Below are 25,520 nucleotides of genomic sequence, written 5' to 3'. Positions count from 1 at the left end.
GCGCGACGGTTCGTCCCCGGGTATCGCTCAACCCTCCGGTTGCAGGTGGAGTGTTTGGCGATCACCGGGGGACGAACTCGGCGCGGCGTCGTCGGGTGGGTCCGCCGCCAGGGCAGGCAGGACCACGGATGCGAGGTGGTCGATCTTGAGGTCGGCGATATCGTCGGCCCGGGTCGCGCCACGGTTGACGATCACCAGGGTCTTGCCGGTGCGGTGCGCGTGCCGTGCGAATCGCAGTCCGCTCATCACGGTGAGTGACGATCCGACCACGAGGAGTGCATCGGATTCGTCGACCATCGAAAATGCCTGCTGCACTGTCGTTTTTGGGACGCTCTCGCCGAAGTAGACGATGTCGGGTTTGACGATGTGACCGCATTGCGGGCAGTCGATCATGGTGAAATCCGATGTGTCGTCGACACTGGCATCCGCGTCCGGCGCGACTTCGATCGCGCCCCGCCCGCGCACGCGTTCGGTGAATCCGGCGTTGAGGGCGTCCAGCCGGCGGGCCAGACCGTGGCGCGAGATCCGCCAGTCACACGCCAGGCAGCGGACCCGGCCGTAGCATCCGTGCAGTTCGAGTACGCGACGTGTGCCCGCCTTGGTGTGCAGCATGTCGACGTTCTGCGTGATCACGCCGGTGAGTCGGCCTCGGCGCTGCAGGTCGGTGAGTGCGTGATGGGCCGCGTTCGGTCGCGCCGCGTCCATGTGTCGCCACCCCAGATGGTTGCGGGCCCAGTAGTGGCGGCGGAACTCGGGCGACGACAGGAACATCTCGAGGGTCATGGGGGTGCGGGCCGGGGCGCCCGGGCTGCGGTAGTCGGGAATTCCCGAATCCGTGGAGATCCCGGCGCCGGTCAGCGCCACGATCCGCCGCCCGGCGAGCAACCTGCGCGCGTCATCGATCCGCTCGGTGATGTCGGCATCGAGGGGCGTCGGTTCGGCCGGCGTCCAGCCGATCTGCAATCGGGTACGCACCCTGTCGAGGATAGCGGTGCCGACGACGACACCGGCCCGGCCGAACGCATGGTTCGGCCGGGCCGGTGGGAGTCTACGAGAGTCCTCGGTCAGTCCGCTGACACGGCTTCCGGGGTGTGCTTGCCGCTCGGCTCCGGAACGGTCACCAGCGGGTACACGCCGTTCTCGTCGTGGACCTCGGTGCCGACGACCGGGGGATTGAACACGCACAGCATGCGCATCTGCGTGTCGGCGGTGACGGTGTGGCGTTCGTGCCCGTTCAGCAGGTACATGGTGCCCGGCGCCAGCGGGTAGGTCTCGCCGGTCTCGCGGTCGAGGAGCGTGCCCTCTCCCTCGACGAGCCAGACGGCTTCCACGTGGTTGGCGTAGTGGAACTCGTTGACCGAGCCCGCGTTGATCGTGGTCTCGTGGAACGAGAATCCGACGTGGTCGCCGCCGAGCACGATCCGCTTGGAGACCCAGTTGCCCTTGGGGTCGGCGACATCGCGGTCGGTTCCGGTGATTTCAGCTGTGGTACGGACGATCATCCGATCACCTCCTTGACAGATTCGGACAGAATGGCCAGGCCGCGGTCGAGATCTTCGTTCGAGATCGTCAGCGGCGGAAGCAGTTTCACGACCTCATCAGACGGGCCCGAGGTCTCGGCGAGCAGTCCGGCCTCGAAGGCCAGGGCGCACACCTTGCCGGCCGCGGTGGGCTCGTCGAACACGAGACCCTGAACCATTCCGCGACCACGGGTCGAGATGCCCGAGTAGGTCTCGCAGAGCCCGGAGAACGCGGTGTGGATGCGATCACCCTTGGCGTGCACGTCGCGGGTCAGTGCGTCGTCGCTCCAGAAGTGTTCGATGGTCTTGGTACCGGTGACGAACGCCGGGTTGTTTCCACGGAAGGTCCCGTTGTGCTCGCCCGGGGTCCAGACGTCGAGATCCGACCGGAACAGCGTCAGTGCCAGCGGCAGACCGTATCCACTGATCGACTTCGACAACGTGACGATGTCGGGCTTGATGCCGGCGGCCTCGAACGAGAAGAACTCGCCCGTCCGACCGCAGCCCATCTGCACGTCGTCGACGATGAGCAGGATGTCGCGACGCTTGCAGAGCTCCGCCAGTGCGCGCAGCCACTCGGCACGCGCGACGTTGACGCCGCCCTCGCCCTGCACGGTCTCGACGATGACGGCTGCCGGGCGGTTGAGCCCACTGCCCGAGTCGTCGAGCACGCGCTCGAACCAGTTGAAGTCCTCGACGACACCGCCGAAGTAGTTGTCGAACGGCATCGGGGTGGCGTGCACCAGCGGGATTCCGGCGCCCGCGCGCTTCATCGAATTACCGGTCACCGAGAGCGATCCCAGCGTCATGCCGTGGAAGGCGTTGGTGAAGCTGATGATCGACTCGCGTCCGGTCACCTTGCGGGCCAGCTTCAGTGCGGCCTCGACGGCATTGGTGCCGGTGGGACCGGGGAACTGGATCTTGTAGTCCAGCCCACGCGGCGCGAGGATCTTGTCGTTGAAGGTTTCGATGAACTGACCCTTGGCGACCGTTGCCATGTCCAGTCCGTGGGTGATTCCGTCATCCGAGATGTAGTCCAGGAGAGCAGCTTTCATCACCGGATTGTTGTGGCCGTAGTTCAGCGAACCGGCGCCGGCGAAGAAGTCGAGGAACTGACGACCGTTCTGATCGGTGATGTACGAGCCGCTGGCGCGGGTGAACACCGCGGGCCAGCTGCGGCAGTAGCTGCGCACCTCGGACTCGTGCTGGGTGAAAATGGAATCGTCTACTGTCTGATCGAGAAGTTGCATGTGACTTCCCCCTTTTCTGTTGTGACGATCAAAGAGAACGACCGGTCACACGAGCCTTGCGCCGACATCGAAGGATGCCGGCGACTCGGGCTCGAGGCCGTCCAAAGCGTGACTATTGTTGGTGGATATCAGGGTTCGATGAGTTCGGGCTCGAGGAGGTACAGGTCCTCGGGCTCGTGCGCGTCCGGGAAGTGGTCCGCGGCAAAGAGGCTCCGGCGCTCGAAGCGCAGACCACGAGCATTCGCGACCGACTCGAACAGGCGCTGCGACGCAACGTTATCCGGGCTGATGGTGGTGTGCATCGCCACCACACCGGATCGCTGGCAGCGATCGAAGAGGCGGTGCAGCATGGTTCCGGCAACACCATGGCCGCGGCAGGAGTCGTCAACCGCGACCTGCCAGACCATCAGGGTCGACGGGTCGGTCTGGCGACGGTAGCCGGTGACAAAGCCAACCGGACGCCCGTCGACTTCGGCGACGATCGAAGTGGAAGCGAAATCGTGGCACCACAGGACATAGGCGTAACTCGAGTTGACGTCGAGAACCTTTGAGTCCGAGGCGATCTCCCACAATCTTTCGCCGTCGTCGGCGGTGGGCTGCCGATAATCGACAGCAAGGGCAGTTGTTGGGGCCGTGCTTGTTTGTATCGGGCTCATGACTTATTCGACGTTAACAATGCGTATCCGCGAAGTCATGCGTCCGACGAAATCGGACGTCGAAACCCCCTCCAATCCCCAGTTCAGCCACTGTTTGTGAAGTGGGTCACAAACAGTTGCGTGAGGGAACGTCAAATGGGAAAAGGGGCCTGCAGGTCCCACTCGGCGGTAGCGCACAATGGGTGTCGATGACCAGGATCATTGCGGGTGAACTGCGAGGACGCAGATTGACGGTACCCGATGCAGGCACTCGGCCGACTTCCGATCGGGTGCGGGAGGCGATCTTCAACATCGTCCTCGCGCGCACCGACCTCGCCGAGGCTCGGGTGCTCGACCTTTACGCGGGGTCGGGCGCACTGGGACTCGAGGCGCTCTCCAGAGGGGCGGCGCGGGCGGTGTTCGTCGACGCGCACCGGCGTGCCACGTCTGCGATCACGGCCAACGTGCGGACGTGCGGGGTGGCCGATCGTGCGACGGTCGTGACCAGGCCGGTGGCCTCCTACCTCGGTTCGACCGGCGTCGGAGAGGTCGACGTCGCGTTTCTCGATCCGCCGTACGACCTCGACAACGCGACCATGACGGCCGACCTGGAGGTTCTCGCGACTCGATGGCTCGGCGACGACGGCATCGTCATCGTGGAGCGTGCGGCCCGGGCATCCGAGACCGTGTGGCCGGACGGGCTGACGGTGCTGGTCCACAAGACCTACGGTGATACGCGGGTGGAGGTCGCCGCCCGTGACCGACATGTGCTCGACAGCGGGAGGGGCGCCGATGAGGATCGGTGACCTCGAGGTTCGGGTGCCCATCGTCGCGGCCCCGATGGCCGGTGGGCCGACCACTCCCGCCCTCGTCGCGGCTGTCGGTGCAGCGGGCGGGTTGGGGATGCTCGCGGCCGGATATCTCACGCCGACGGCGATGGACGAGCTCGTCGGCGAGGTCGAGCGGCGTACGACCGCGCCCTATGGGGTCAACATCTTCCTGTCCGGCCGCGACCCGCTGACGGACGGCGTCGAGGGCGGTGATCTGCGCATCGAGCTCGATCGCTACCGCGCGGAACTCGCCGACGAGGCCCGCCGCTACGGCGTCGACCTGGGCGAACCGCGATACAGCGACGAGCACGTCGAAGAAAAGGTGGATCTCCTCGCCGAGCGTCGGCCGGGGCTGGTCAGCTTCACGTTCGGCGATCCGGGCGCCCGGTTGGTGAAACGGGTTCACGAGCGCATCGGCGCGCCGGTCGCGGTGACGGTCACGTCGGTCGACGAGGCGCGGGCGGCGGCTGCCTCCGGTGCCGATGCGCTGGTCGTGCAAGGAATGGAGGCCGGGGGACATCGCGGACTCTGGTTCGATGACCCCGCCGACCCCGCTGGTGGACCTCTGGCGCCGACCGGGGAACTCGTGCGCGCCGTTCTCGGCTCCGTGCGTGTGCCGGTCGTCGCCGCCGGGGGCATCACCGACGGCGCCGGGATCCGATCGATGATCTCGCTCGGCGCGATCGGCGCGCAGCTCGGTACCGCGTTCCTGTGCGTGGACGAGGCCGGCACCGGAGCTGCCCACCGACGGGCACTGCTGGACCGGATCTATCCGGACACCGTGATCACCCGGGCGTTCTCGGGCCGCTCCGCCCGGTCGCTGCGCAACGGTTTCACGACCCGGCACCCGGCAGCGCCCGCGCTCTATCCGCATGTCCACCATCTGACGAAACCCTTGCGTGCCGCGGCTGGGGCGGCCGGGAACCCGGACGACATCAACCTCTGGGCAGGGACGGGGTGGCGTGCGGTGACCACCGGTCCGGTCGCCGAAGTGATGGCGCGGCTGAGCGCCGAACTGGCCGACGCGCCCTGACCGGCGCGGATCCGCTCGCGTAGATTTCGGGCATGACCTCAGCCGTCTTCCCCGGTTCTTTTGATCCGTTCACCATCGGTCATCGCTACATCGTCGAGCGAGCCGCCGCGCGCTTCGACGAGGTCGTCGTCACCGTCGTGGTCAACCCGAACAAGCACGGCATGTTCGGGGTCGACGAACGCATTGCGCTCATCCGCGAGTCATGTGCCGATCTGCGCAACGTCCGGGTTGACCGTTGGACGGGACTGCTCGTGGACTATCTCCGTAACGAAGGCATCGACACGATGGTCAAGGGCCTGCGCTCGGCTGTCGACTTCGACTACGAGGTGCCGATGGCGCAGATGAACCGTGAGCTCGCCGGGGTGGAGACCATGTTCCTGCTGACCGACCCGCGCTTCGCGCACATCTCGAGCTCGCTGGTCAAAGAGGTGGCCAAGCTGGGCGGGGATGTCTCGCCCTTCTTGTCACCTCATATCCACGAACGTCTGCAGGCGCGGCTGGCGGGCGAACGCCAGATCTGAGCGTCGAACCGCGCGGTGCGCAGAAAGCGCGAGTGTCCGCCGGCTCGCGACACACCCCTGCAGCCTCATCATTCACACGGACACCATTCGGCACAATGGTCACAGTAGTTTCACTGGCAGACCAAGGCCGTGCGCCTGGATTGGGGTAGCTGTGTACCGGGTATTTGAAGCGCTTGACGAACTCGCCGCCATCGTCGAGGAAGCGCGAAGCGTCCCGATGACCGCGGGCTGCGTCGTTCCGCGTGGCGACGTCCTCGAACTCATCGACGACATCAAGGATTCGATCCCGGGTGAGCTCGACGACGCCCAGGACGTGCTCGATCAACGCGATTCGCTGGTCGGAAACGCCCGCGATCACGCCGAGACCGTCATCACCAAGGCCGATTCGGAGTCCGAGGCGGTGCTCGCGCACGCACGCGCCGAGGCCGATCGCATTCTGGCCGAGGCCAAGGCGCAGGCCGATCGCATGGTCGACGAGGCCGGCGCCCACGGCCATCAGCTGGTGGAGGACGCGAGCGCCGAGGCGCACCGGCTGTCGACGAGCGCCGCGCGCGAGTTCGAGGCGGTCACCGGACGTGCCCGGGCAGAGGCGCAGCGCACCATCGACTCGGCCAACAACAGCTACGACAAGTCGGTGGCCGACGGCATCGCCGAGCAGCAGCGTCTGGTCTCGGAGACCGAGGTCGTCGCCGCGTCGAAGTCGGAGGCCGAACGGATCATCGACGCCGCGCACGCCGAGGCCGATCGTCTGCGTGGCGACTGTGACGTCTACGTCGACGAGAAGCTGGCAGAGTTCGAGGAGATCCTCACCGGGACACTGCGTTCGGTGAACCGTGGCCGTCATCAGCTGCGGACCGGAGCAGGCATGCACGACTATGTCGAGTACCCCCGCAGCGTCGACGACGTACCGTCTGCGCGCGGCGGAGTGTCGGGGCGTGATCGGACCGAGGATCAGGGCTCGCCGCTCGCGGTCTGAGTCTCGTATCGCGGGCGCGGGCGCGACCGGTCGGTGTTCGACCGGATGTCGTTCGAAGAGACCGCAGGTCGGGCGTATCGTGCAACTGTGGCAGATCAAGCAATGAGTCGGAGCGTCGCGGCGGGTTCCGGCGGTGGCCGGCATGGCAAGTCCGCGCGCGTGACCGCCGAAGGCGCCGGCGCACACAGCGGTCCGTTTGTTCTCGATGTGCGCTCCCTGGGCCGGCGCGCCGGCTCGATGGACGAGGTGCACCGGACCGTCGTCGCGCCGGACCGGATCGGTCTCGACATGATCGCGATCCCCGCCGATTCCGAGGTCGATCTCGATCTGCGGTTGGAGGCGGTCAACGAGGGTGTGCTCGTCACCGGCACCGTGAGCGGCGAGACCGAAGGGCAGTGCTCACGATGCCTCGAGCCGATGGACGGCACTGTCACCGTTTTCCTCACCGAACTCTTCGCCTACCCCGACAGTGCCACCGAACAGACGACCGACGCCGACGACGTGCACCGGGTCGTCGATGACCGGCTCGACCTGGAACAGCCGATCATCGACGCCGTAGCACTCGAACTGCCGATGTCGCCACTGTGCGAGGAGGACTGCCCGGGACTGTGCCCGGAGTGCGGTGTACGCCTTGCGGTGGCCGAGCCCGGACACGCACACGATGTGATCGATCCGCGGTGGGCCGCCCTGCGGGACAAGTTCGCCCCGGCGGAGACCGGAGAAGACGATCCGCAGGGCAAGGGCGGAGACTGACGCGTCGTGACCGATGGACAGAACATGACCGATGACGCCGGTCAGTCCGCTGCCGGACAGGACAAATTCGCTGATCTGCTCGCGGCACTGCCCGCGCAGCTCTCGCCCGAGATGTTGGTGCTCGCACTGACGCACCGGTCCTATGCCTACGAGAACGGCGGCCTGCCCACCAACGAACGGCTGGAGTTCCTGGGCGACTCGGTGCTGGGTGTCGTGATCACCGAGCGCCTCTATCTGCGCTACCCCGACCGGTCCGAGGGCGAGCTGGCCAAGATCCGGGCCAGCGTGGTCAACATGCACGCGCTGGCGGACGTCGCCCGCGACCTCGGACCCGGCGGACTCGGGCGCCACCTCTATCTCGGACGTGGTGAGGAACTGACCGGCGGACGCGACAAGGACAGCATCCTGGCCGACGGACTCGAGTCGGTGTTCGGAGCGCTCTACCTCGAACACGGTCTGGCGACGTGCAAAGAGATCATTCTCGGCCTTTTCGACGAGATCATCGGGCGCGCAGGACATCTCGGCGCGGGGCTGGACTGGAAGACCTCACTGCAGGAATTGTCCGCCGAGGGCGGCCACGGCCCGCCGCACTATCAGATCAGCTCGACCGGGCCGGACCACGACAAGGAATTCACCGCGGTCGCGGTGGTGGCCGGCGAGAGTCTCGGTGAGGGCACGGGCCGGACCAAGAAGGAGGCCGAGCAAAAGGCCGCCGCCTTGGCGTGGCAGGCGCTGACCGACCGCGCCGCGTCGAGCTGACGGTGAGCTGACGTGCCGGAGCTGCCCGAGGTCGAGACCGTGCGCCGGGGTCTCGCGGATCATGTCGTGGATCGACGAATCGTGTCGGTGGAAGTGGCGCATCCCCGATCCGTTCGCCGCCACCTCGGTGGGGAAAACGACCTCGTGGGCCGACTCGTGGGAAACCGGGTCGCCGGAGTCCGCCGACGCGGCAAATACCTGTGGCTCGACCTCGGCGAGGAGCCCGACTCGTTCCCCCTCGTCGTCCACCTCGGGATGAGTGGCCAGATGCTGATCACCGAGGCCGGAGCGCCCGATCACATCCATCTGCGGATCCGGGCCACCCTCGACGACGGCAACGAGCTGCGGTTCGTCGACCAGCGGACCTTCGGCGGCTGGCATGTCGACGACTACGCCGAGCCGACCACCGGATCATCGGACCCCAGGGTGCCGGAATCGATCGCCCATATCGCTCCCGATCCGTTCGATCCGGCTTTCGACCTCGCCGGGGTGGTCACCGCGATCCGGGGCCGACACACCGAGATCAAACGTGCCCTGCTCGATCAGACCGTGATCTCCGGCGTCGGCAACATCTATGCCGATGAGGCGTTGTGGCGCAGTCGGATTCACGGTACCCGCCTGACCGACCGGCTGAGTCGGGCCAAGGTGACCGAGCTGATCGCGGCGGTGACCGACGTGATGGCCGATGCCCTGGTGGTCGGGGGCACGTCGTTCGACTCGCTGTATGTGAACGTCAACGGCCAGTCGGGTTACTTCGAACGTTCGCTGAACGCCTACGGCCGCGCCGGGGAACCGTGCCGGCGCTGCGGCACGATCATGCGCCGCGAACAGTTCATGAACCGCAGCTCGTACTACTGCCCGCGTTGCCAGCGCCGCGAGCGCGCCGAGCGGCGGAAGCAGAACGTCGGCGTTCGCGTTGTGGACATCGCACCCTCCAGTACCGGCACCAGAACAGAAGGATCAGAGCAGCGACCATGACGATCGAGCAACAGACCGCACAGAATCCCGGCACGGCACACCACGCACACACCGACCTCTGGGTCGAGCGCACCGGCACCCGTCGTTACACCGGGCGGAGCTCCCGCGGCGCCGAGGTGCTGGTCGGTTCCGAGGATGTCGAGGGCGTCTTCACTCCCGGTGAACTCCTCAAGATCGCGTTGGCGGCCTGCACCGGGATGTCGTCGGACCGACCGTTGTCGCGGCGCCTCGGCGACGACTACGACGCCACCGTGCGGGTCAGCGGTGCAGCCGACCGCGAGAACGAGGTGTACCCGGTCCTCGACGAGGTCCTCGAGATCGATCTCTCCGAACTCGACGACGATGCGGCGCAACGACTGCTGATCGTCGTCGAACGTGCGGTCGACGCCGTGTGCACCGTCGGTCGCACCATCAAGGCAGGCGCCACGGTGAACCTGACCATCGAGACGGACTGACGGTCATGAACCCGACCGACAACGTCCGGCTCACCGCGCACGTCCACGGCATGGTGCAGGGCGTGGGATTCCGGTGGTGGACCCGATCGCGCGCACGCGAGCTGGGACTCGTCGGCTACGTCGCCAATCTGGCCGACGGGCGGGTCCTGGTGATCGCCGAGGGGCCGCGGGACGCCGCCGACGCCCTGCTCGCAGCTCTGCGCTCCGGCGACACGCCCGGGAAGGTCGACGTCGTCGTGGAGAGTTTTGATGACGCGCGCGGCGACCTGCACGGATTCGTCGAGAGGTAGATCGGACCCGAACGCCCTGCGGGTCCGTGTGCTGCCGTCCTCACCACGCGATGGTGAGTATTCTGTACCGTCGTGCACCTCAAGAGCCTCACCCTCAAGGGCTTCAAGTCGTTTGCGTCGGCGACGACGCTGCGATTCGAGCCGGGGATCACCTGTGTGGTGGGGCCGAACGGGTCGGGTAAATCGAACGTCGTCGACGCCCTGACCTGGGTGATGGGGGAGCAGGGGGCAAAGGCGCTGCGCGGCGGGAAGATGGAGGACGTCATCTTCGCCGGGACCTCCGGGCGCCCGCCGCTGGGCCGCGCCGAGGTGACCCTGACCATCGACAACTCCGACGGTGCGCTGCCCATCGAATACTCCGAGGTCTCGGTGACCCGCCGCGTTTTCCGTGACGGCGCGGGCGAGTACGAGATCAACGGAAGCTCCTGCCGGTTGATGGACGTCCAGGAACTGCTCAGCGACTCGGGTATCGGTCGCGAGATGCACGTCATCGTCGGGCAGGGGCGCCTGGCCGCGATCCTGGAGTCGCGCCCCGAGGACCGCCGCGCGTTCATCGAGGAGGCCGCCGGCGTCCTCAAACATCGCAAGCGCAAGGAAAAGGCCGTCCGCAAGCTGGACTCGATGCAGGCGAACCTCGCGCGGCTCACCGACCTCACCGCCGAACTGCGCCGTCAGCTCAAGCCTCTCGGTCGGCAGGCCGAGGTGGCGCGACGGGCCCAGACCGTACAGGCCGATCTGCGCGATGCCCGGCTCCGGCTGGCCGCCGACGACCTCGTGACGCGACGAACCGAGATGGCCGAACACAACGCCGTCGAGGACGAGGTGCGTGGTCGTCAGGACGAGGTGACCGCGCGCCTCGACCACGTGACCGAACAGTTGCGTGAGCACGAACAGCAACTGGCCGAGGTCGCGCCTGCGGCGAGCGCGGCAGGTCAGACCTGGTTCCGCCTGTCGGCGCTGGCCGAACGGGTGGACGCGACCTGTCGGGTGGCCGCCGAGCGCGGTCGCTACCTCAACGAGCCGACCACAACGAATAGCGGACCCGACCCCGAGGATCTCGAACGACAAGCCGAGGCAGCTGCGCTCACCGAGGCAGAGCTCGGTGAATCCGTCACCACCGCCGCCGAGTACCTCGAGGCCGTGCAGGCGGAGCTGTCGAGCAGCGAGGAGGCGGCCGCCGAGGCGGAACGCGCTCACCTGGCCGCCGTGCGTGCCATCGCCGACCGTCGCGAGGGGCTCGCACGTCTGGAAGGGCAGGTCGACAACCTCCGGACGAAGTCCGAATCGGTCGACGCGGAGACGGCCCGCGTCACCACTGCCATCGCGGCGGCCAACGAGCGGGCAGAGGCCGCACAGGCACAGCAGGATGCGACGGCCGCGACCCTCGGTGAGTACGAGGCCGCCGAACATGGACTTGACGAGCATCACGAACGCTCGGTGACGGCGCTCAACCAGGCCAACGAACGGGTGTCGTCGCTGCAGACCGAGCAACGCGAGACCGAGCAACGGGTCGCGTCGTTGAGCGCGCGGATCGAGGCGCTCGCCATGGGTCTGGAACGCAACGACGGCGGCGCCTGGCTGTTGGAGAACGCACCGGACGGTCTCGTGGCACCGATGTCAGAACTGTTGACCGTCGAATCCGGGTTCGAGACCGCCATCGCCGGTGCCCTGGGACCGGCGGTCGACGCGATCGCCACCGTCGATGCCCTCGCCGCCATCCACGCTCTCGACGCACTCAAGTCCGGTGACGGCGGCCGTGCCGCCCTGATCCTCGGTGGTCTGCCGGAGGCGCCCACACACGACGAGATCACCCTGCCCGACGGGGCGCATTGGGCCACGAGCGTCGTCACCTGCCCGCCGTCCATCCGGCCCGCCGTCGATCTCATGCTCGCCGACACCGTCCTGGTCGACACACCGCAGCAGGGGCTCGACATCGCCCAGCGCCATCGGGTGCGGACGGTCACCCGCGACGGCGACCGCATCGGCCCCGGTTCCATCGAGGGCGGCTCGTCGCGTCGACCCTCCACCCTGGAGGTCCAGTCGTCGATCGACGCAGCGACCACCGAACTGGCCGCCGCACGCCGGCGCCAGGAGGAGATCGAGGCGGCTCTCGACGGTGCGCTCGCCGAACAGGTCAGCCGACGTGACAGTGCCGAAGAGGCGCTGGCCGCTTTGCACGAATCCGATGCGAACGTCGGCGGCACCTACGAGCAGATGGCCCGGCTGGGGCACGAGATCCGTGCGGCACGCGCCGAGGCCGACCGGTTGGCACGACAGCGTGACAAGGCCGAAGAGGGTCGTGCGGGCATGCTGTCCGAACTGCATGAACTCGAACAACGGCTCCGCTACGCGCGCGACGAGTCGGATACGGAACCGGCCCAGGTCTCCGACGAGATGACCCGCACCGCGGCCGCCGAGGCGGTCTCCGCGGCCCGTGCCACGGAGATGGAGGCACGCCTGCAGCTGCGGACCGCGGAAGAGCGCCTGGCCTCGGTTCGCGGTCGGGCGGACTCGCTGCGGCGAGCGGCGCAGCGCGAACGGGAGGCACGCGTGCGTGCGGAGCGCCAGGACCGGGCACGGCGTCATGCGGCATCGGTGGCCACCGCGGTCGCCGCGGCCGGGGCCGAGGTCTCCCAACGGTTGTCGCTGGCCGTGCAGTCGGCGCAGGCGGGCCGCGATGAGCTCGAACGGATACGGATCGAACGCACCGCGACGGTCGACGAGCTGAAGAACCAGTCCGCTCAACTCAATGCCGAACTGAACACTCTCAAAGACGCGGTCCACCGCGACGAGGTGGCGCGCGCACAGGCCGCACTGCGCATCGAGCAGCTCGAGGAACAGATCCTCGAGTCGTTCGCCATCGCCCCCGACGACCTCGTCGCCGAGTATGGTCCCGACGTACCGATGCCGCCGTCGGCGCTCGAGATGCACGAGTACGAACAGGCAAAAGCCCGTGGTGAATCGGTTGTCGCACCTGCGCCGCTGCCCTATGACCGGGCGACACAGGAGACCCGGGCCAAGAAGGCCCAGAAGGACCTCAACACGCTGGGCAAGGTGAACCCGCTGGCGCTCGAGGAGTTCGCCGCCCTCGAGGAGCGCTACAACTTCCTGTCGGCGCAACTCGAGGACGTGAAGGCGGCCCGCCGCGATCTGCTCTCGGTGGTGGAGGAGGTCGACGCGCGGATTCTGCAGGTGTTCACCGAGGCCTACGCCGATGTCGAGCGCGAGTTCGCGGAGGTCTTCACGACGCTGTTCCCAGGCGGCGAGGGACGATTGATCCTGACCGAACCAGGGGACATGCTGACCACCGGCATCGAAGTGGAGGCCCGGCCGCCGGGTAAGAAGGTGAAGCGGCTGTCGCTGCTGTCCGGTGGGGAGAAGTCGCTCACCGCGGTGGCCATGCTGGTGGCGATCTTCCGGGCCCGACCCTCACCGTTCTACGTGATGGACGAGGTCGAGGCGGCACTCGACGACACCAACCTGCGCCGCCTGATCGCCTTGTTCGAGCAGCTCCGGGAACGCTCCCAGCTGATCGTGATCACGCACCAGAAGCCGACCATGCAGGTGGCGGACGCGCTGTACGGCGTCAGCATGCGCGGCGACGGCATCACCACGGTGATCTCCCAGCGGCTGCGCGGCGTCGACATCCCGGTCGGCCCGACACCCGACCCGACCTGACCGACCACAAGTGAACGCGGTTCGATCGATCACCGGTACCGGCTGATCGAACCGCACAACCGACAGGGGCGAATCCTCAGTGAACACCCAGATCATCATCGGCATAGTCATCGCGGTTCTCGTGCTCATCGCACTGGTCGCGGGCGGCGTGGCGCTGTCCCGTCGCCGACGGATCTCGCTGTCCGATGACACGTCGAAGCAGGGGCCGATCGACGGCACGACCCCACAGGTGGACAAATCGGGGGGTTACAAGGCCGGCACGGGCTTCAGCTTCAGCCAGGGCGGCGCCGGGGGAGTCGGCCTGGCCGAGCCGCCGGAACCGGTCGAGCCGCCTGCCGCGCCCGGCGCGCCGACACCGCCGGTGGAACGAACCGAGGTCGACGGACAGCCGGGCGTCGGTGACGATGCGTCGGTTCCGCGTGACTCGGTCCGACGCGGCATCCAGAACGTCGCGCTGCCCGATACCGACACGGACGATACCGACACGGCCGGAGTCGACACCCCTGGATTGACCGAAGCGGACACGTCCGTCGAGGTGCCGGAGACCCCGGCCGAGCTCTTCGAGTCACCCGTGGTCGACGAGGACACCTCCTCCGTCACGGACGGCGCGGTGAAATCCGACACCCTGGAATCCGGCACGCTGGAGACCGGCATCGACGCCGGAACCGTGGAGGCGGAGCCGGAGGCTCCGGTCTCAGAGCTCGCCCCGGCACCGGAACCGACTCCGGTGGTCGAACCCGAGCCCGAGGTCGCCCCCGCACCGGAACGTCGCGAGGAGATCGCGCCCACCGCCGGACGTCTCGGCCGCCTCCGGGGTCGGCTGTCGCGGTCGCAGGGCGCGATCGGCAAGAGCATGCTCGGGTTGCTCGGTGCCGGCGACCTCGACGAGGAGAGCTGGGAGGAGATCGAGGACACGCTGTTGATGGCCGATCTCGGCACGACCGCCACGATGGCCGTCGTCGATCGCCTGCGGAGTGAACTCGCGACCAGCAACGTGCGCACCGCGGACGAGGCGCGGGCGCTGCTGCGACGGGTCCTCGTCGACCAGCTCTGGCCGGAGCTCGATCGCTCGGTCCGGGCCCTGCCGCATGCCGGTCGACCCGCCGTGGTGCTCGTCGTCGGCGTCAACGGCACCGGCAAGACGACCACGACAGGCAAACTGGCACGTGTCCTGGTGGCGGACGGGCGCCGGGTGTTGCTCGGTGCCGCCGACACCTTCCGCGCCGCCGCCGCCGATCAGCTGCAGACATGGGGCGAGCGGGTCGGTGCCGATGTGGTGCGCGGCAAGGAACAGGCCGATCCCGCCTCGGTGGCGTTCGACGCGGTCGCCAAGGGCATCGACACCGGTGTCGACGTCGTCATGATCGACACCGCCGGGCGACTGCACACCAAGACCGGATTGATGGACGAACTCGGCAAAGTCAAGCGGGTCGTCGAGAAGAAGGCGCCGGTCGACGAGGTGTTGCTGGTACTCGATGCGACGGTCGGACAGAACGGACTCACGCAGGCGCGCGTGTTCGCCGAAGTCGTCGACATCACCGGTGTCGTGCTGACGAAGCTGGACGGCACCGCCAAGGGCGGCATCGTCTTCCACGTGCAGGAGGAACTCGGTGTGCCGGTCAAGCTCGTCGGGCTCGGTGAGGGCGCCGACGATCTGGCACCGTTCGAACCGGAAGCGTTCGTCGACGCTTTGCTGTAGTGCCAACGTGTTTCACGACTGTGAACCGCCTGCGCCAGATGCTTCGGAGACCCTGAGAACGGGCTGAGGTCCGAACTGCGACTTTACGTAGCCGCAATATAAAGCGCCCACTGGTTCACGTTCCGGAAACATCAGGGCACCACGGATGAAACCGAGTACGGACAGTCTCTTTGGAGGCGCCGAGCCGTCGGCGCATTCTAGGGAGGTTTATACAGTGTTTTTGGCGCTGCCAGAAGACGCTTTTGGCGTACCGGATACAGGTGACACCGCCTGGATGCTCGCCAGCGCGTCGCTCGTGCTCTTCATGACACCGGGCCTGGCCTTCTTCTACGGGGGGCTTTCTCGAGGCAAGTCGGTCCTGAACATGATGATGATGTCGTTCGGGTCGATCGCCACGGTCAGCGTGGTGTACGTGCTGTGGGGATTCTCGATGTCCTTCGGCAACGGCATCACCGGCGATGACGACATCTGGGGGATGTTCTCCAATCCGTTTGCTCTGTTCGGTTCCGGCCAGTTGGCCGACACCATGGGGGATGACAAGGTCGTGACCGGCGGCGGATCGATTCCGTCGTTCGTGTTCCTCGCATTCCAGCTGACCTTCGCCGTGATCACGGTTGCCCTGATCAGCGGTTCGGTCGCGGAACGAGTCAAGTTCTCGACCTGGCTGGTCTTCAGTGTCATCTGGGCCACCATCGTGTACTTCCCGCTGTCCCACATGGTGTGGGGCGGTGGCATCATGTCGGGCGCCGAGACGGGCTTCGCGTCGTGGATGTTCGGGTCGACCGATGGGGAGGCCAACGTCGCTCCGATCGACTTCGCCGGCGGCACCGTGGTCCACATCAACGCCGGTATGGCCGGTCTCGTGCTCGCGCTGATCATCGGTATCCGCAGCGGTTTCGGCAAGACCGCCTACCGTCCGCACAACATCCCGTTCGTCATGTTGGGCGCTGCGATCCTGTGGTTCGGGTGGTTCGGCTTCAACGCCGGTTCGGAACTCGCCGCGGACATGACCGCGGGCATGGTGTGGGTGAACACCACCGCCGCCACCGCAGCCGCGATGATCGGCTGGCTCGCCGTCGAGCGCTTCCGAGACAAGCACATGACCAGCGTCGGAGCCGCTTCGGGCATCGTCGCCGGTCTGGTCGCCATCACTCCCGCGTGTGGGGCTCTCACCCCGGTCGGATCGATGATCCTGGGCGTCATCGCCGGTATTCTCTCGGCGCTGGCCATCGGGCTGAAGTTCAAGTTCGGCTATGACGACTCGCTCGACGTCGTGGGTGTGCACCTGGTCTCGGGCCTGTGGGGAACCATCGGCATCGGCTTCCTCGCCAAGGACACCGGTCTGTTCTGGGGCGGCGACTACAAGCAGTTGGTCGTGCAGCTCGTGATCGCCTTGTTCGCATTGGCATTCACCGGAATTCTGACCACGATCATCGCGCTCGCGCTCAAGCCGCTCGGCTGGCGGGTCAGCACCGAGGACGAGCACGGCGGCATCGATGAGGCCGAACATGCGGAGACGGCATATGAACTGGCATGAAACCTCACACATTCACCACTACGCTGACTCTCGTGGAGAGGGATAACTCATGAAGCTGATCACCGCAATCGTGAAACCGTTCACGCTTGAGGACGTCAAGGCCGGACTGGAACAGGCCGGAATCCTGGGTATGACCGTCAGTGAGGTCCAGGGTTACGGACGGCAGAAGGGTCACACCGAGGTCTACCGCGGCGCCGAGTACTCGGTCGATTTCGTACCCAAGGTACGTGTCGAGGTCGTCGTCGACGACGCGGCGGTGGACAAGGTCGTCGACGTGATCGTCGAGGCGGCCCGCACCGGAAAGATCGGTGACGGGAAGGTGTGGGTCTCACCGGTCGAATCGGTCGTACGCGTGCGAACCGGAGAACGCGGCGCCGACGCGCTCTGAGATCGGGGCAGATGCCCTCTTGGACAACAAGTACACGGCCCCGCGTCTGACGTTTCAGGCGCGGGGCCGCGTCCATCACAAAGGAAGTGCGAAACCCTCGTGGCAGCAACAGATCTCGCGGCGACACGCCGGCAGCTCCTGGAGTCCGGTCGGGCGGGCAAGCTCGACGCGCCCGGACTTCGGCAGGTGCTCGTCGATCTGCACGAGTTCTGGCTGACCAGCAAGGGCGCCGAATTGGGGGTCCGGTCCGACAGTGGCTACGCCATCGTCGCCGTCGGTGGGCTCGGACGCGGCGAACTGCTTCCGTTCTCAGACCTCGACCTGATCCTGCTGCACGATGCGATGCCGCCGGATCAGGTGGCCGAGGTGGCCGACGGACTCTGGTATCCGTTGTGGGACGCCAACATTCCGTTGGATCACAGTGTTCGGACGGTTCCGCAGGCGCTGCAGGTGGCCGCCGAGGACGTCAGCGCGGCACTGGGATTGCTGGAGGCACGCCACATCGCGGGTGACGAGGACCTGTCCGCATTGCTGATCAGCGGGGTGCGTCAGCAGTGGCGCACCGAGATCCGCGATCGGTTCCCTGCGGTCGTCGCGCATGCGCAGGACCGGTGGCGTCGCGCCGGCGACATCGCGCACCGGGCCGAACCGGACCTGAAGAACGGGCGGGGCGGATTGCGTGATGTGCAGCTGCTGGGTGCCTTGGCGATCGCCCAGCTCACCGATGGCATGGCCAGTCTGCGCCCCGATTCGCCCGGTGCGGGTCCGCAGGTGGCCTACGGCCGGCTCCTCGACATCCGGACCGAACTGCATCGGATCGCGGGACGCCCCCGCGAGCAGGTCCGTGCGCAGGACGCCGACGAGATCGGCGCCGCGCTGCGGATCGGGGATCGCTTCGATCTCGCCCGGGTGATCAGCGACTCGGCGCGCACCATCAGCTACTCCATCGACGTCGGGTTGCGTACGGCGGGCAATGCGCTGCCCCGACGCGGCCTGGCGAAGTTGCGGCGGTCACCGATCCGGCGACCGCTCGACGAGGGAGTGGTCGAGCACAACGGTGAGATCGTGTTGGCGCGCAACGCCATTCCGAGTAAGGACCCGGGTCTGATCTTGCGGGTGGCGGCGGCGTCGGCACGTACCGGCCTGCCGATCAGTGCGTCGACGTTGAGCCGCCTGGCCGACTACGCGCCCGAGCTGCGCGAGCCGTGGCCCGGGGAGGCGCTCAGCGACCTGTTGGTGTTGTTGGGTTCCGGGCATCACATGGTCGACCCGATCGAGGCCCTCGACCGTACCGGTCTGTGGGGCCGGCTGTTACCGGAGTGGGGAGCGGTCCGCGACCTGCCACCCCGGGACGCCATCCACACCTGGACGGTCGATCGTCACCTTGTGGAGACCGCCGCCCACGCCGGATCGATGACCACCCGGGTGTCGCGACCGGATCTCCTCGTCCTCGGCGCGCTCTTACACGATCTCGGCAAGGGACGCGGAGCCGATCACAGCATCGTCGGTGCCGACCTGGCCATCCAGGTCGGCAACCGGTTCGGGTTGTGGCCTCAGGACGTCACAATCCTGTCCGAGATGGTGCGACACCACCTGTTGCTGCCGACCGTCGCGACCCGACGCGACCTCGACGACCCCGCCACCGCGGAATCGGTGGCACAGACCCTCGGCTACAACCGCGTGCTGCTGGAGCTGCTGGCCGCGCTCGCCGAGGCGGACTCGCTCGCAACCGGGCCGGGAGTCTGGGGTGAGTGGAAGGCCTCGCTCATCAACGATCTCGTGCGTCGCGCGTTCCGGTTGATCGACGGCGATGAACTCGCGCGGCCGGATCCGCTGTCGCCGGAACTGATCGCGCTCGCCGAGGCCGGCGGGTACTCGGTGGAGATGGAGCCCGCGGACGGTTCCCACACCTTCCGGGTGACGATGGTGGCGCCCGACGTGCCGGGCTTGCTGTCCAAGATGGCCGGTGTCCTCGGGCTCAACGGACTTCGGTCGCACGCGGCGACCGTGCAGGGTCATGCGGGCAGTGCGGTCAACACGTTTGTCGTGGTCCCGCTGTTCGGCAGCCCGCCGGAGGCGGGGCTCATGCGGCAGCAGTTGATGGCCGCGGTGGACGGCAAGATCGATGTGATCGCGCGGCTCGACGCCCGCGAGGCCGAATCGCCGATCCCGACGATCGCCTCGGTACCCGGCGTGGCGGGTGCCGCGGCATCGGCCGGCAGCACCGACCCGGCAGTCGACGGCGGTGGACATCCCAAGAATGCCGTCCCGGCCTTGTTCGCCGTCGCCCCGCCGCGGGTCCTCTGGGTAGAGCCGGTCGTCGGCGAGGAATCCCAGAGTTACGCCGGGACCGACGACGGCGCGATCCTGATGGAACTGCGCACCGATGACCGGATCGGATTGTTGAGCCGGGTCAGCGCCGTGATCGAACGGCACGGGGCCCAGGTCCGCTGGGCCAAGGTGACCACCCTGGGCAACACCGTCATCGACACTTTCTGCCTGCTCTTGCCGAACGACGGGGAAGCCGCACGTACGGCGCTCGCCGACGACGTCATCTCCGTTTGCCCACCCCCGCAACCCCGGTCCGAGAACGGCGGAGACGGTCCGGAGGGCTACGGCGGCACGGCGCGATCCGGGGTCCCCATCAGCTGACCGAGGCCACGGCATCAGCTTCTCGCCGCGAGCATGGAAGACTAGAGGAATGTTCGATTCGCTTTCCGATCGGTTGGCCGGTGCCCTCAAGGACCTTCGCGGCAAAGGCCGGTTGTCCGACGCCGACATCGACCGCACCTGCCGTGAGATCCGTCTGGCGCTCCTCGAGGCCGACGTCTCGCTCCCGGTCGTGCGCGGTTTCATCGCCAAGATCAAGGAACGGGCCAAGGGTGCCGAGGTCTCGGGTGCGCTCAACCCGGCCCAGCAGGTCGTCAAGATCGTCAACGACGAACTGGTCGGCATCCTGGGCGGCGAGACCCGGCGCATCAGCTTCGCCAAGAAGCCGCCGACGGTCATCATGCTGGCCGGCCTCCAGGGTGCCGGTAAGACGACACTGGCAGGCAAGCTCGGTCACTGGCTGAAGAAGCAGGGGCACACCCCGTTGCTCGTGGCCTGTGACCTGCAGCGCCCCGGAGCGGTGTCCCAGTTGCAGATCGTCGGTGAGCAGGCGGGCGTCAAGGTCTTCGCGCCTCATCCCGGTACGAGTGTCGGCGGGGCGGGTGAGCTCGGTGTCACCTCGGGCGACCCCGTCGGGGTGGCCCGTGCCGGTGTGGCCGAGGCGACGGCGCAGCACTACGACGTGGTCGTTATCGACACCGCCGGCCGTCTGGGTATCGACGAAGAGCTGATGCGGCAGGCGTCCGACATCCGCGAGGCCACCTCACCCGACGATGTGCTCTTCGTCGTCGACGCGATGATCGGTCAGGACGCGGTCAGCACGGCCGAGGCCTTCCAGGAGGGTGTGGGCTTCACCGGCGTCGTGCTCACCAAGCTCGACGGTGACGCCCGCGGCGGCGCGGCGCTCTCGGTCCGCGAGGTGACCGGCCGACCGATCATGTTCGCGTCGTCGGGGGAGAAGCTCGACGACTTCGACGTGTTCCATCCCGACCGCATGGCGAGCCGGATCCTCGGTATGGGCGACGTGCTCTCGCTCATCGAGCAGGCCGAACAGCACTGGGACGCGCAACAGGCGGAAGCGGCCGCGGCGAAGATCACCCAGGGTGACCTGACCCTCGAGGACTTCCTCGACCAGATGCTGATGATCCGCAAGATGGGCCCCATCGGGAACATCCTCGGCATGCTGCCCGGCGCGGGTCAGATGAAGGACGCGCTGTCACAGGTCGACGACAAGCAACTCGACCGTGTGCAGGCGATCATCCGCGGTATGACCCCGGCCGAACGCGACAACCCCAAGATCATCAACGCGTCGCGCAGGCTGCGCATCGCGAACGGATCGGGAGTCACGGTCAGCGAGGTCAACCAGCTCGTCGACCGATTCTTCGAAGCCCGCAAGATGATGTCGCAGATGTCGGGCCGGATGGGCATGGGCGGCGGCCGCAAGGTCAACCGCAAGAAGGGCAAGGGCAAGAAGGGCAAGGGCAAGAGCCGGGGGCCGACCCCACCGAAGGTGCGGGGCGGGTTCCCGGGCATGGCCGGAATGCCCGGGATGCCAGGCGGTTTCCCCGACCTGTCGAACATGCCGGCCGGTCTCGACGAGCTCCCGCCGGGGCTCGAGGGAATCGACGTCTCACAGTTCCAGCAGCCGAAGAAGAAGTAGACGCGGAGGCCAGTTCATTGGGGATCGCAGCGACCACGGACGATCAGGTACGGCACTACCGGGGGCGCGATCCGTTCACCGATGAACAGCTGGACCTCTGGGTGGTCGGTGACACGATCACCCGGGAGCCCGTGGCATCGGCGCACACGGTCATCGACGACGGCTGGATCATCCCGGGCCTGGTGGATGCGCACAACCACGTCGGTATCGCGCCGGGGCTCGGTGTGACGATCGACCGCGCCCGCGAGTACGCGCGGGCCGACGCGCGGGCGGGCACCTTGCTCATCCGAGAGGTCGGATCCCCGCTGGACACCCACCCCCTGGACGCCGACCCGTCATGCCCGCGCTTCCTGCGTTCCGGAAAGCACATCGCGCGGCCCAAGCGCTACCTGCGGGATTACGGAATCGACCTGGAGAATCCGGACGAACTCGCCGACGAGGTGACCCGGCAGGCCCGGGCCGGAGACGGCTGGGTGAAGATCGTCGGCGACTGGATCGATCGCGAGGTCGGGGATCTGGCACCGCTGTGGACCCCTGGTCAGCTCCGGGCCGCCGTGGCCGCGGCGCACGCCGAAGGGGCGAGGATCACCGCGCATGTGTTCGGCTCGGACGCCCTCCCTGATCTCATCGACGCAGGCGTCGACTGCATCGAACACGGAACCGGCCTGACCACCGACCTGATGGATGCGATGGTGCAACGCTCGATCGCCCTGGTGCCCACCCTCATCCAGGTGGAGAACTTCCCGGGCATCGCCGACGGCGCGGACCGGTTCCCGAGCTACCAGGCCAACATGCGCAAGCTGTACAGCAACGCCGAGGCCGTGTTCGCCGCCGCACGCGAGGCAGGTGTGCAGATGTTCGCCGGCACCGACGCGGGTGGTTTCGTCGAGCACGGGCGCATCGTCGACGAGATCGAGGCGATGGCGGCGGTCGGCTTCGGTGCCGAGGCGGCGCTGCGCGCGGCCAGTGTTGCGCCCCGCGAGTGGCTCGGCGCGGGACTGCTCGGCGAGGGCGACCGGGCCGACTTCATCGTTCTGCACGACGATCCCCGCGAAGACCTGACCACGTTGCGTCGCCCTCGCTCGATCGTTTGCTCCGGGCTAACCATCTCCTAGGCGTCACGCCGCGGAAAATCCCAGTTCGGCGGCACGAATGTGACCTATTCGTGTGATGTAAACCACGTTCGGCGAGCTGGTTTTGCTAACTTACCGGCTGGTAAAGTAGCCGTAGCGTTGCAGGGTTCGCGGGCGTCTGAGACCACGCCCAGTGTCACGTCGCAGCAGGTCAGGGGAGGGCCGCCGACGAGACCGGGCGTCGAGACCTCAGCGGTCGAGTGCGCGGACATGTGGTTACCTTCAGCGGGGTGGGTAACCACATGTCGAACCCGCCCCACCTTCTCGTGCTCGGCCGGTACCTGTCGCGCCTTCGGCGCAGATGACGATTTCCGGTCCGACCCCCTCGTCTGGCAGAATTGCACGCTGGTTCGTCGGACCCGGTTACGTACCGACCGACGGTCACACCGGAACAGATCGCAAAACCGGGTTCGCCACACGGGCGGATCGCTGAATTGCGCAGTGACCACTGAAGGAAGAAGACATGGCAGTCAAGATCAAGCTCACCCGTCTCGGCAAGATCCGCAACCCGCAGTACCGCATCGTCGTCGCTGATTCTCGGACCCGCCGCGACGGCCGGGTGATCGAGACCATCGGCAAGTACCACCCGAAGGAAGAGCCGAGCCTGATCGAGGTCGACTCCGAGCGCGCCCAGTACTGGCTGGGAGTCGGCGCGCAGCCGACCGAGCCGGTCGCCGCCATCCTCAAGGTCACCGGAGACTGGCAGAAGTTCAAGGGCCTGCCGGGTGCCGAGGGCACCCTGAAGACCCCGGCGCCCAAGCCGTCCAAGCTGGACCTCTTCAACGCCGCCCTGGCCGCGGCCGACAGCGCCCCGGTCGCCGAGGCCACCACGCCGAAGAAGAAGGCTGCCAAGAAGGCCGACGAGGCGCCTGCCGAGGCAGCTGCCGACGAGACCCCGGCCGCCGAGGGCGACGCCAAGGCGGACGCGTGAGCGCAGTTGTCGCCGACGCCGTCGAACACCTCGTCCGCGGGATCGTCGGCAACCCCGACGATGTGCGGGTGGAGATGATCACCGGCCGTCGTGGACGTCTGGTCGAGGTTCATGTGAACCCTGATGATCTCGGCAAGGTGATCGGCCGCAACGGCCGCACCGCGACTGCCCTGCGCACCCTGGTCACCGGCATCGGTGGCCGTGGGATGCGTGTGGACATCGTCGACACCGACCGCTGAGCGAACGCTCCGCGATGGATCTCGTGGTTGGCCGTGTGGCCAAATCGCACGGCGTGCGGGGCGAGGTCGTCGTGGACGTCCGCACCGATGATCCCGACGCGCGGTTCGCGCCGGGAACCGCCCTCCGTGCACGCTTGCCGCGCGGTGGGGGCGAGAAGAATTTCACCGTGACAGCCGCCCGGGAACACGCCGGGCGGCTGTTGCTGTCGCTGGACGAGGTGGCCGACCGCACCGCCGCGGACGCGCTGCGGGGCACCCTGTTCCTCATCGACAGTTCCGAGGTCGACTCCGGGTCCGATCCCGACGAGTTCTACGACCACGAACTCGAGGGTCTGCCGGTATCGACCGTGACGGGTGCCGAGGTCGGCGCGGTGTCGTCGGTGCTGCACCTGCCGGCCAACGACATTCTCGCCGTCCGAACCCCGGATGGCCGTGAGGTGCTCATACCGTTCGTCCGTGAGATCGTGCCCACCGTGACAGCGGACGGCCTCGTCATCGATCCGCCGGACGGCCTGCTCGACCCCGAGGCGTGACGGTGCGTATCGACGTCGTCTCGATCTTTCCCGAATACCTGACGCCGCTGCGAGTTGCGTTGCTGGGCAAGGCGATCGACAAGGGGCGGATCAGTGTCGACGTGCACGATCTGCGCGACTGGACCCACGACGTGCACCGCAGCGTCGACGATTCCCCCTACGGCGGCGGCCCGGGCATGGTGATGAAGCCCGACGTGTGGGGTCCGTGCCTGGACGAGGTGTGTCCCGACGATGCGCTGCTGGTCGTCCCGACGCCGGCCGGGGTGTCGTTCACCCAGCAGACGGCGCAGCGGTGGAGTCGCGAGCAGCACCTGGTGTTTGCCTGCGGGCGCTACGAGGGAATCGACCAACGGGTTTTCGACGATGCGTCACGACGTGTTCGCGTCGAGGAGGTCTCCCTGGGGGATTTCGTCCTCATCGGCGGTGAGGTCGCGACGATGGCGATGATCGAGGCGACCGTCCGGTTGATCGACGGAGTGTTGGGCAATCCCCAATCACACCAAGAGGATTCGTTCTCCGACGGATTGCTGGAAGGTCCGAGCTACACCCGACCGGAGACCTGGCGCGGACTCGAGGTGCCGCCGGTCCTGTTGTCCGGCAATCACGCGAAGGTGGCTGCCTGGCGTCACGAGCAGTCGTTGGCGCGTACCCGAGAGCGACGTCCTGACCTGCTGGCCGGCGGCGGCGCCGACGACGGTTCGGCCCACCGCGACGTGCCCGGCAACACCGCCGGATAGGATCGTCGCACCGGCGGAGGGGGCTCATGGTGGATCGGTGGTCGGACATGCTCGAGGAACTGTCACGGCAGCGTGCCGAGCTCAGTCGGGTCGGAGACGCGATGGCACAGATGACGGCCCGTGCGGTGAGTACTGATCGACTCGTGTCGGTGACCGTGGATGCCCGCGGACTGCTGGTGGACCTGGAGATCGACCCGCGCGCGATGCGCCGCTACCGCGCCGAGCAGTTGTCGGCTCAGATCACCGCGTTGGTCACCGAAGCCGACCGGCATCTGCATGACCGACGGAACCAGATCCTGGCTGCGGCCGTCCAACCCTCACCCGACTACGCCGACATTCGGGCTGAGCGGCACGCCTGACCGAGACCATCAGGGG

The 25,520-nt window shown here is 67.3% G+C and carries 25 protein-coding genes; 21 read left to right on the top strand and 4 right to left on the bottom strand.

Annotated elements, in window-relative coordinates:
- Positions 1-27 precede the first annotated feature (27 nt).
- The 4 genes from AC4AMJ_RS13310 to ectA form a co-directional block, all read right to left on the bottom strand.
- A complete protein-coding gene (locus AC4AMJ_RS13310; protein WP_489918259.1) occupies positions 28-975 on the bottom strand; it encodes a Sir2 family NAD-dependent protein deacetylase in 948 nt (315 codons plus the stop codon).
- 89 nt (positions 976-1,064) lie between these two features.
- Positions 1,065-1,502, bottom strand: a complete 438-nt coding sequence (locus tag AC4AMJ_RS13305; protein WP_489918258.1) for an ectoine synthase — start codon at positions 1,500-1,502, stop codon at positions 1,065-1,067.
- Positions 1,499-2,770, bottom strand: coding sequence for a diaminobutyrate--2-oxoglutarate transaminase (gene ectB, locus AC4AMJ_RS13300; protein WP_489894451.1), 1,272 nt, complete (start codon positions 2,768-2,770; stop codon positions 1,499-1,501). Before ectB ends, AC4AMJ_RS13305 begins: the two co-directional genes overlap by 4 nt.
- A gap of 128 nt (positions 2,771-2,898) precedes the next feature.
- Entirely contained in the window at positions 2,899-3,426 is a 528-nt protein-coding gene (gene ectA / locus AC4AMJ_RS13295; RefSeq protein WP_489894453.1) for a diaminobutyrate acetyltransferase, read from the bottom strand.
- Between the two features lie 188 nt (positions 3,427-3,614).
- Between ectA and rsmD the strand changes: the two genes are divergently transcribed.
- The 21 genes from rsmD (at position 3,615) to AC4AMJ_RS13190 (ending at position 25,504) form a co-directional block, all read left to right on the top strand.
- The gene (gene rsmD, locus AC4AMJ_RS13290; protein WP_489918257.1) at positions 3,615-4,211 is read left to right on the top strand and encodes a 16S rRNA (guanine(966)-N(2))-methyltransferase RsmD; all 597 of its coding nucleotides are present in this window, start codon (positions 3,615-3,617) and stop codon (positions 4,209-4,211) included.
- A complete protein-coding gene (locus AC4AMJ_RS13285) occupies positions 4,198-5,268 on the top strand; it encodes a nitronate monooxygenase (protein WP_489918256.1) in 1,071 nt (356 codons plus the stop codon). The genes rsmD and AC4AMJ_RS13285 overlap by 14 nt, the downstream gene beginning before the upstream one ends.
- A 32-nt stretch (positions 5,269-5,300) precedes the next feature.
- Complete coding sequence (gene coaD, locus AC4AMJ_RS13280; RefSeq protein ID WP_489894459.1) at positions 5,301-5,789, top strand: pantetheine-phosphate adenylyltransferase; 489 nt, start codon at positions 5,301-5,303, stop codon at positions 5,787-5,789.
- A 151-nt stretch (positions 5,790-5,940) separates the two neighbouring features.
- The gene (locus AC4AMJ_RS13275; RefSeq protein WP_489894461.1) at positions 5,941-6,765 is read left to right on the top strand and encodes a DivIVA domain-containing protein; all 825 of its coding nucleotides are present in this window, start codon (positions 5,941-5,943) and stop codon (positions 6,763-6,765) included.
- Between the two features lie 237 nt (positions 6,766-7,002).
- Positions 7,003-7,518, top strand: coding sequence for a YceD family protein (locus AC4AMJ_RS13270; RefSeq protein WP_489900838.1), 516 nt, complete (start codon positions 7,003-7,005; stop codon positions 7,516-7,518).
- A 24-nt stretch (positions 7,519-7,542) separates the two neighbouring features.
- Positions 7,543-8,277, top strand: a complete 735-nt coding sequence (gene rnc, locus AC4AMJ_RS13265; protein WP_489900839.1) for a ribonuclease III — start codon at positions 7,543-7,545, stop codon at positions 8,275-8,277.
- 12 nt (positions 8,278-8,289) lie between these two features.
- Positions 8,290-9,255 (top strand): bifunctional DNA-formamidopyrimidine glycosylase/DNA-(apurinic or apyrimidinic site) lyase, encoded by a 966-nt coding sequence (gene mutM / locus AC4AMJ_RS13260; protein WP_489918255.1) that lies wholly within the window; start codon positions 8,290-8,292, stop codon positions 9,253-9,255.
- The gene (locus tag AC4AMJ_RS13255; protein WP_489918254.1) at positions 9,252-9,710 is read left to right on the top strand and encodes an OsmC family protein; all 459 of its coding nucleotides are present in this window, start codon (positions 9,252-9,254) and stop codon (positions 9,708-9,710) included. The genes mutM and AC4AMJ_RS13255 overlap by 4 nt, the downstream gene beginning before the upstream one ends.
- Positions 9,711-9,715: 5 nt before the next feature.
- On the top strand, positions 9,716-10,000 hold the full coding sequence (locus AC4AMJ_RS13250; protein ID WP_489918253.1) for an acylphosphatase: 285 nt from the start codon (positions 9,716-9,718) through the stop codon (positions 9,998-10,000).
- A 72-nt stretch (positions 10,001-10,072) separates the two neighbouring features.
- Positions 10,073-13,678, top strand: coding sequence for a chromosome segregation protein SMC (smc, locus tag AC4AMJ_RS13245; RefSeq protein WP_489918252.1), 3,606 nt, complete (start codon positions 10,073-10,075; stop codon positions 13,676-13,678).
- 79 nt (positions 13,679-13,757) lie between these two features.
- Entirely contained in the window at positions 13,758-15,377 is a 1,620-nt protein-coding gene (gene ftsY / locus AC4AMJ_RS13240) for a signal recognition particle-docking protein FtsY (protein WP_489918251.1), read from the top strand.
- Between the two features lie 274 nt (positions 15,378-15,651).
- A complete protein-coding gene (locus AC4AMJ_RS13235; RefSeq protein WP_489894473.1) occupies positions 15,652-16,914 on the top strand; it encodes an ammonium transporter in 1,263 nt (420 codons plus the stop codon).
- 49 nt (positions 16,915-16,963) lie between these two features.
- Positions 16,964-17,302, top strand: a complete 339-nt coding sequence (locus AC4AMJ_RS13230) for a P-II family nitrogen regulator (protein WP_005176661.1) — start codon at positions 16,964-16,966, stop codon at positions 17,300-17,302.
- 99 nt (positions 17,303-17,401) lie between these two features.
- Positions 17,402-19,954, top strand: coding sequence for a [protein-PII] uridylyltransferase (locus AC4AMJ_RS13225; protein WP_489894477.1), 2,553 nt, complete (start codon positions 17,402-17,404; stop codon positions 19,952-19,954).
- Positions 19,955-20,003: 49 nt separating this feature from the next.
- On the top strand, positions 20,004-21,572 hold the full coding sequence (ffh, locus tag AC4AMJ_RS13220) for a signal recognition particle protein (protein ID WP_489894479.1): 1,569 nt from the start codon (positions 20,004-20,006) through the stop codon (positions 21,570-21,572).
- Positions 21,573-21,589: 17 nt separating this feature from the next.
- The gene (locus AC4AMJ_RS13215) at positions 21,590-22,687 is read left to right on the top strand and encodes an amidohydrolase family protein (RefSeq protein ID WP_489918250.1); all 1,098 of its coding nucleotides are present in this window, start codon (positions 21,590-21,592) and stop codon (positions 22,685-22,687) included.
- A gap of 481 nt (positions 22,688-23,168) precedes the next feature.
- Entirely contained in the window at positions 23,169-23,636 is a 468-nt protein-coding gene (gene rpsP / locus AC4AMJ_RS13210) for a 30S ribosomal protein S16 (RefSeq protein WP_489894483.1), read from the top strand.
- Complete coding sequence (locus AC4AMJ_RS13205) at positions 23,633-23,875, top strand: RNA-binding protein (RefSeq protein ID WP_489894485.1); 243 nt, start codon at positions 23,633-23,635, stop codon at positions 23,873-23,875. Before rpsP ends, AC4AMJ_RS13205 begins: the two co-directional genes overlap by 4 nt.
- A 14-nt stretch (positions 23,876-23,889) precedes the next feature.
- Entirely contained in the window at positions 23,890-24,408 is a 519-nt protein-coding gene (gene rimM / locus AC4AMJ_RS13200) for a ribosome maturation factor RimM (protein WP_489894487.1), read from the top strand.
- Between the two features lie 2 nt (positions 24,409-24,410).
- The gene (gene trmD / locus AC4AMJ_RS13195; RefSeq protein ID WP_489894489.1) at positions 24,411-25,145 is read left to right on the top strand and encodes a tRNA (guanosine(37)-N1)-methyltransferase TrmD; all 735 of its coding nucleotides are present in this window, start codon (positions 24,411-24,413) and stop codon (positions 25,143-25,145) included.
- Between the two features lie 26 nt (positions 25,146-25,171).
- Complete coding sequence (locus tag AC4AMJ_RS13190; RefSeq protein WP_489894491.1) at positions 25,172-25,504, top strand: YbaB/EbfC family nucleoid-associated protein; 333 nt, start codon at positions 25,172-25,174, stop codon at positions 25,502-25,504.
- Positions 25,505-25,520: the final 16 nt, after the last annotated feature.

The sequence above is a fragment of the Gordonia sp. LMA484 genome (assembly GCF_058129505.1).
The sequence above is the reverse complement of the archived record's forward strand: the minus strand, read 5'-3'. Positions and strand labels throughout refer to the sequence as shown.

Coding starts and splice junctions, on each gene's coding strand:
- coaD (WP_489894459.1), top strand. CDS start 5,301: ATGACCTCAGCCGTCTTCCCCGGTTCTTTTGATCCGTTCACCATCGGT.
- AC4AMJ_RS13285 (WP_489918256.1), top strand. CDS start 4,198: ATGAGGATCGGTGACCTCGAGGTTCGGGTGCCCATCGTCGCGGCCCCG.
- ectB (WP_489894451.1), bottom strand. CDS start 2,770: ATGCAACTTCTCGATCAGACAGTAGACGATTCCATTTTCACCCAGCAC.
- rimM (WP_489894487.1), top strand. CDS start 23,890: ATGGATCTCGTGGTTGGCCGTGTGGCCAAATCGCACGGCGTGCGGGGC.
- ffh (WP_489894479.1), top strand. CDS start 20,004: ATGTTCGATTCGCTTTCCGATCGGTTGGCCGGTGCCCTCAAGGACCTT.
- AC4AMJ_RS13255 (WP_489918254.1), top strand. CDS start 9,252: ATGACGATCGAGCAACAGACCGCACAGAATCCCGGCACGGCACACCAC.
- AC4AMJ_RS13235 (WP_489894473.1), top strand. CDS start 15,652: ATGCTCGCCAGCGCGTCGCTCGTGCTCTTCATGACACCGGGCCTGGCC.
- rsmD (WP_489918257.1), top strand. CDS start 3,615: ATGACCAGGATCATTGCGGGTGAACTGCGAGGACGCAGATTGACGGTA.
- AC4AMJ_RS13270 (WP_489900838.1), top strand. CDS start 7,003: ATGGACGAGGTGCACCGGACCGTCGTCGCGCCGGACCGGATCGGTCTC.
- AC4AMJ_RS13230 (WP_005176661.1), top strand. CDS start 16,964: ATGAAGCTGATCACCGCAATCGTGAAACCGTTCACGCTTGAGGACGTC.
- AC4AMJ_RS13305 (WP_489918258.1), bottom strand. CDS start 1,502: ATGATCGTCCGTACCACAGCTGAAATCACCGGAACCGACCGCGATGTC.
- AC4AMJ_RS13250 (WP_489918253.1), top strand. CDS start 9,716: ATGAACCCGACCGACAACGTCCGGCTCACCGCGCACGTCCACGGCATG.
- rpsP (WP_489894483.1), top strand. CDS start 23,169: ATGGCAGTCAAGATCAAGCTCACCCGTCTCGGCAAGATCCGCAACCCG.
- AC4AMJ_RS13190 (WP_489894491.1), top strand. CDS start 25,172: ATGGTGGATCGGTGGTCGGACATGCTCGAGGAACTGTCACGGCAGCGT.
- ectA (WP_489894453.1), bottom strand. CDS start 3,426: ATGAGCCCGATACAAACAAGCACGGCCCCAACAACTGCCCTTGCTGTC.
- rnc (WP_489900839.1), top strand. CDS start 7,543: ATGACCGATGACGCCGGTCAGTCCGCTGCCGGACAGGACAAATTCGCT.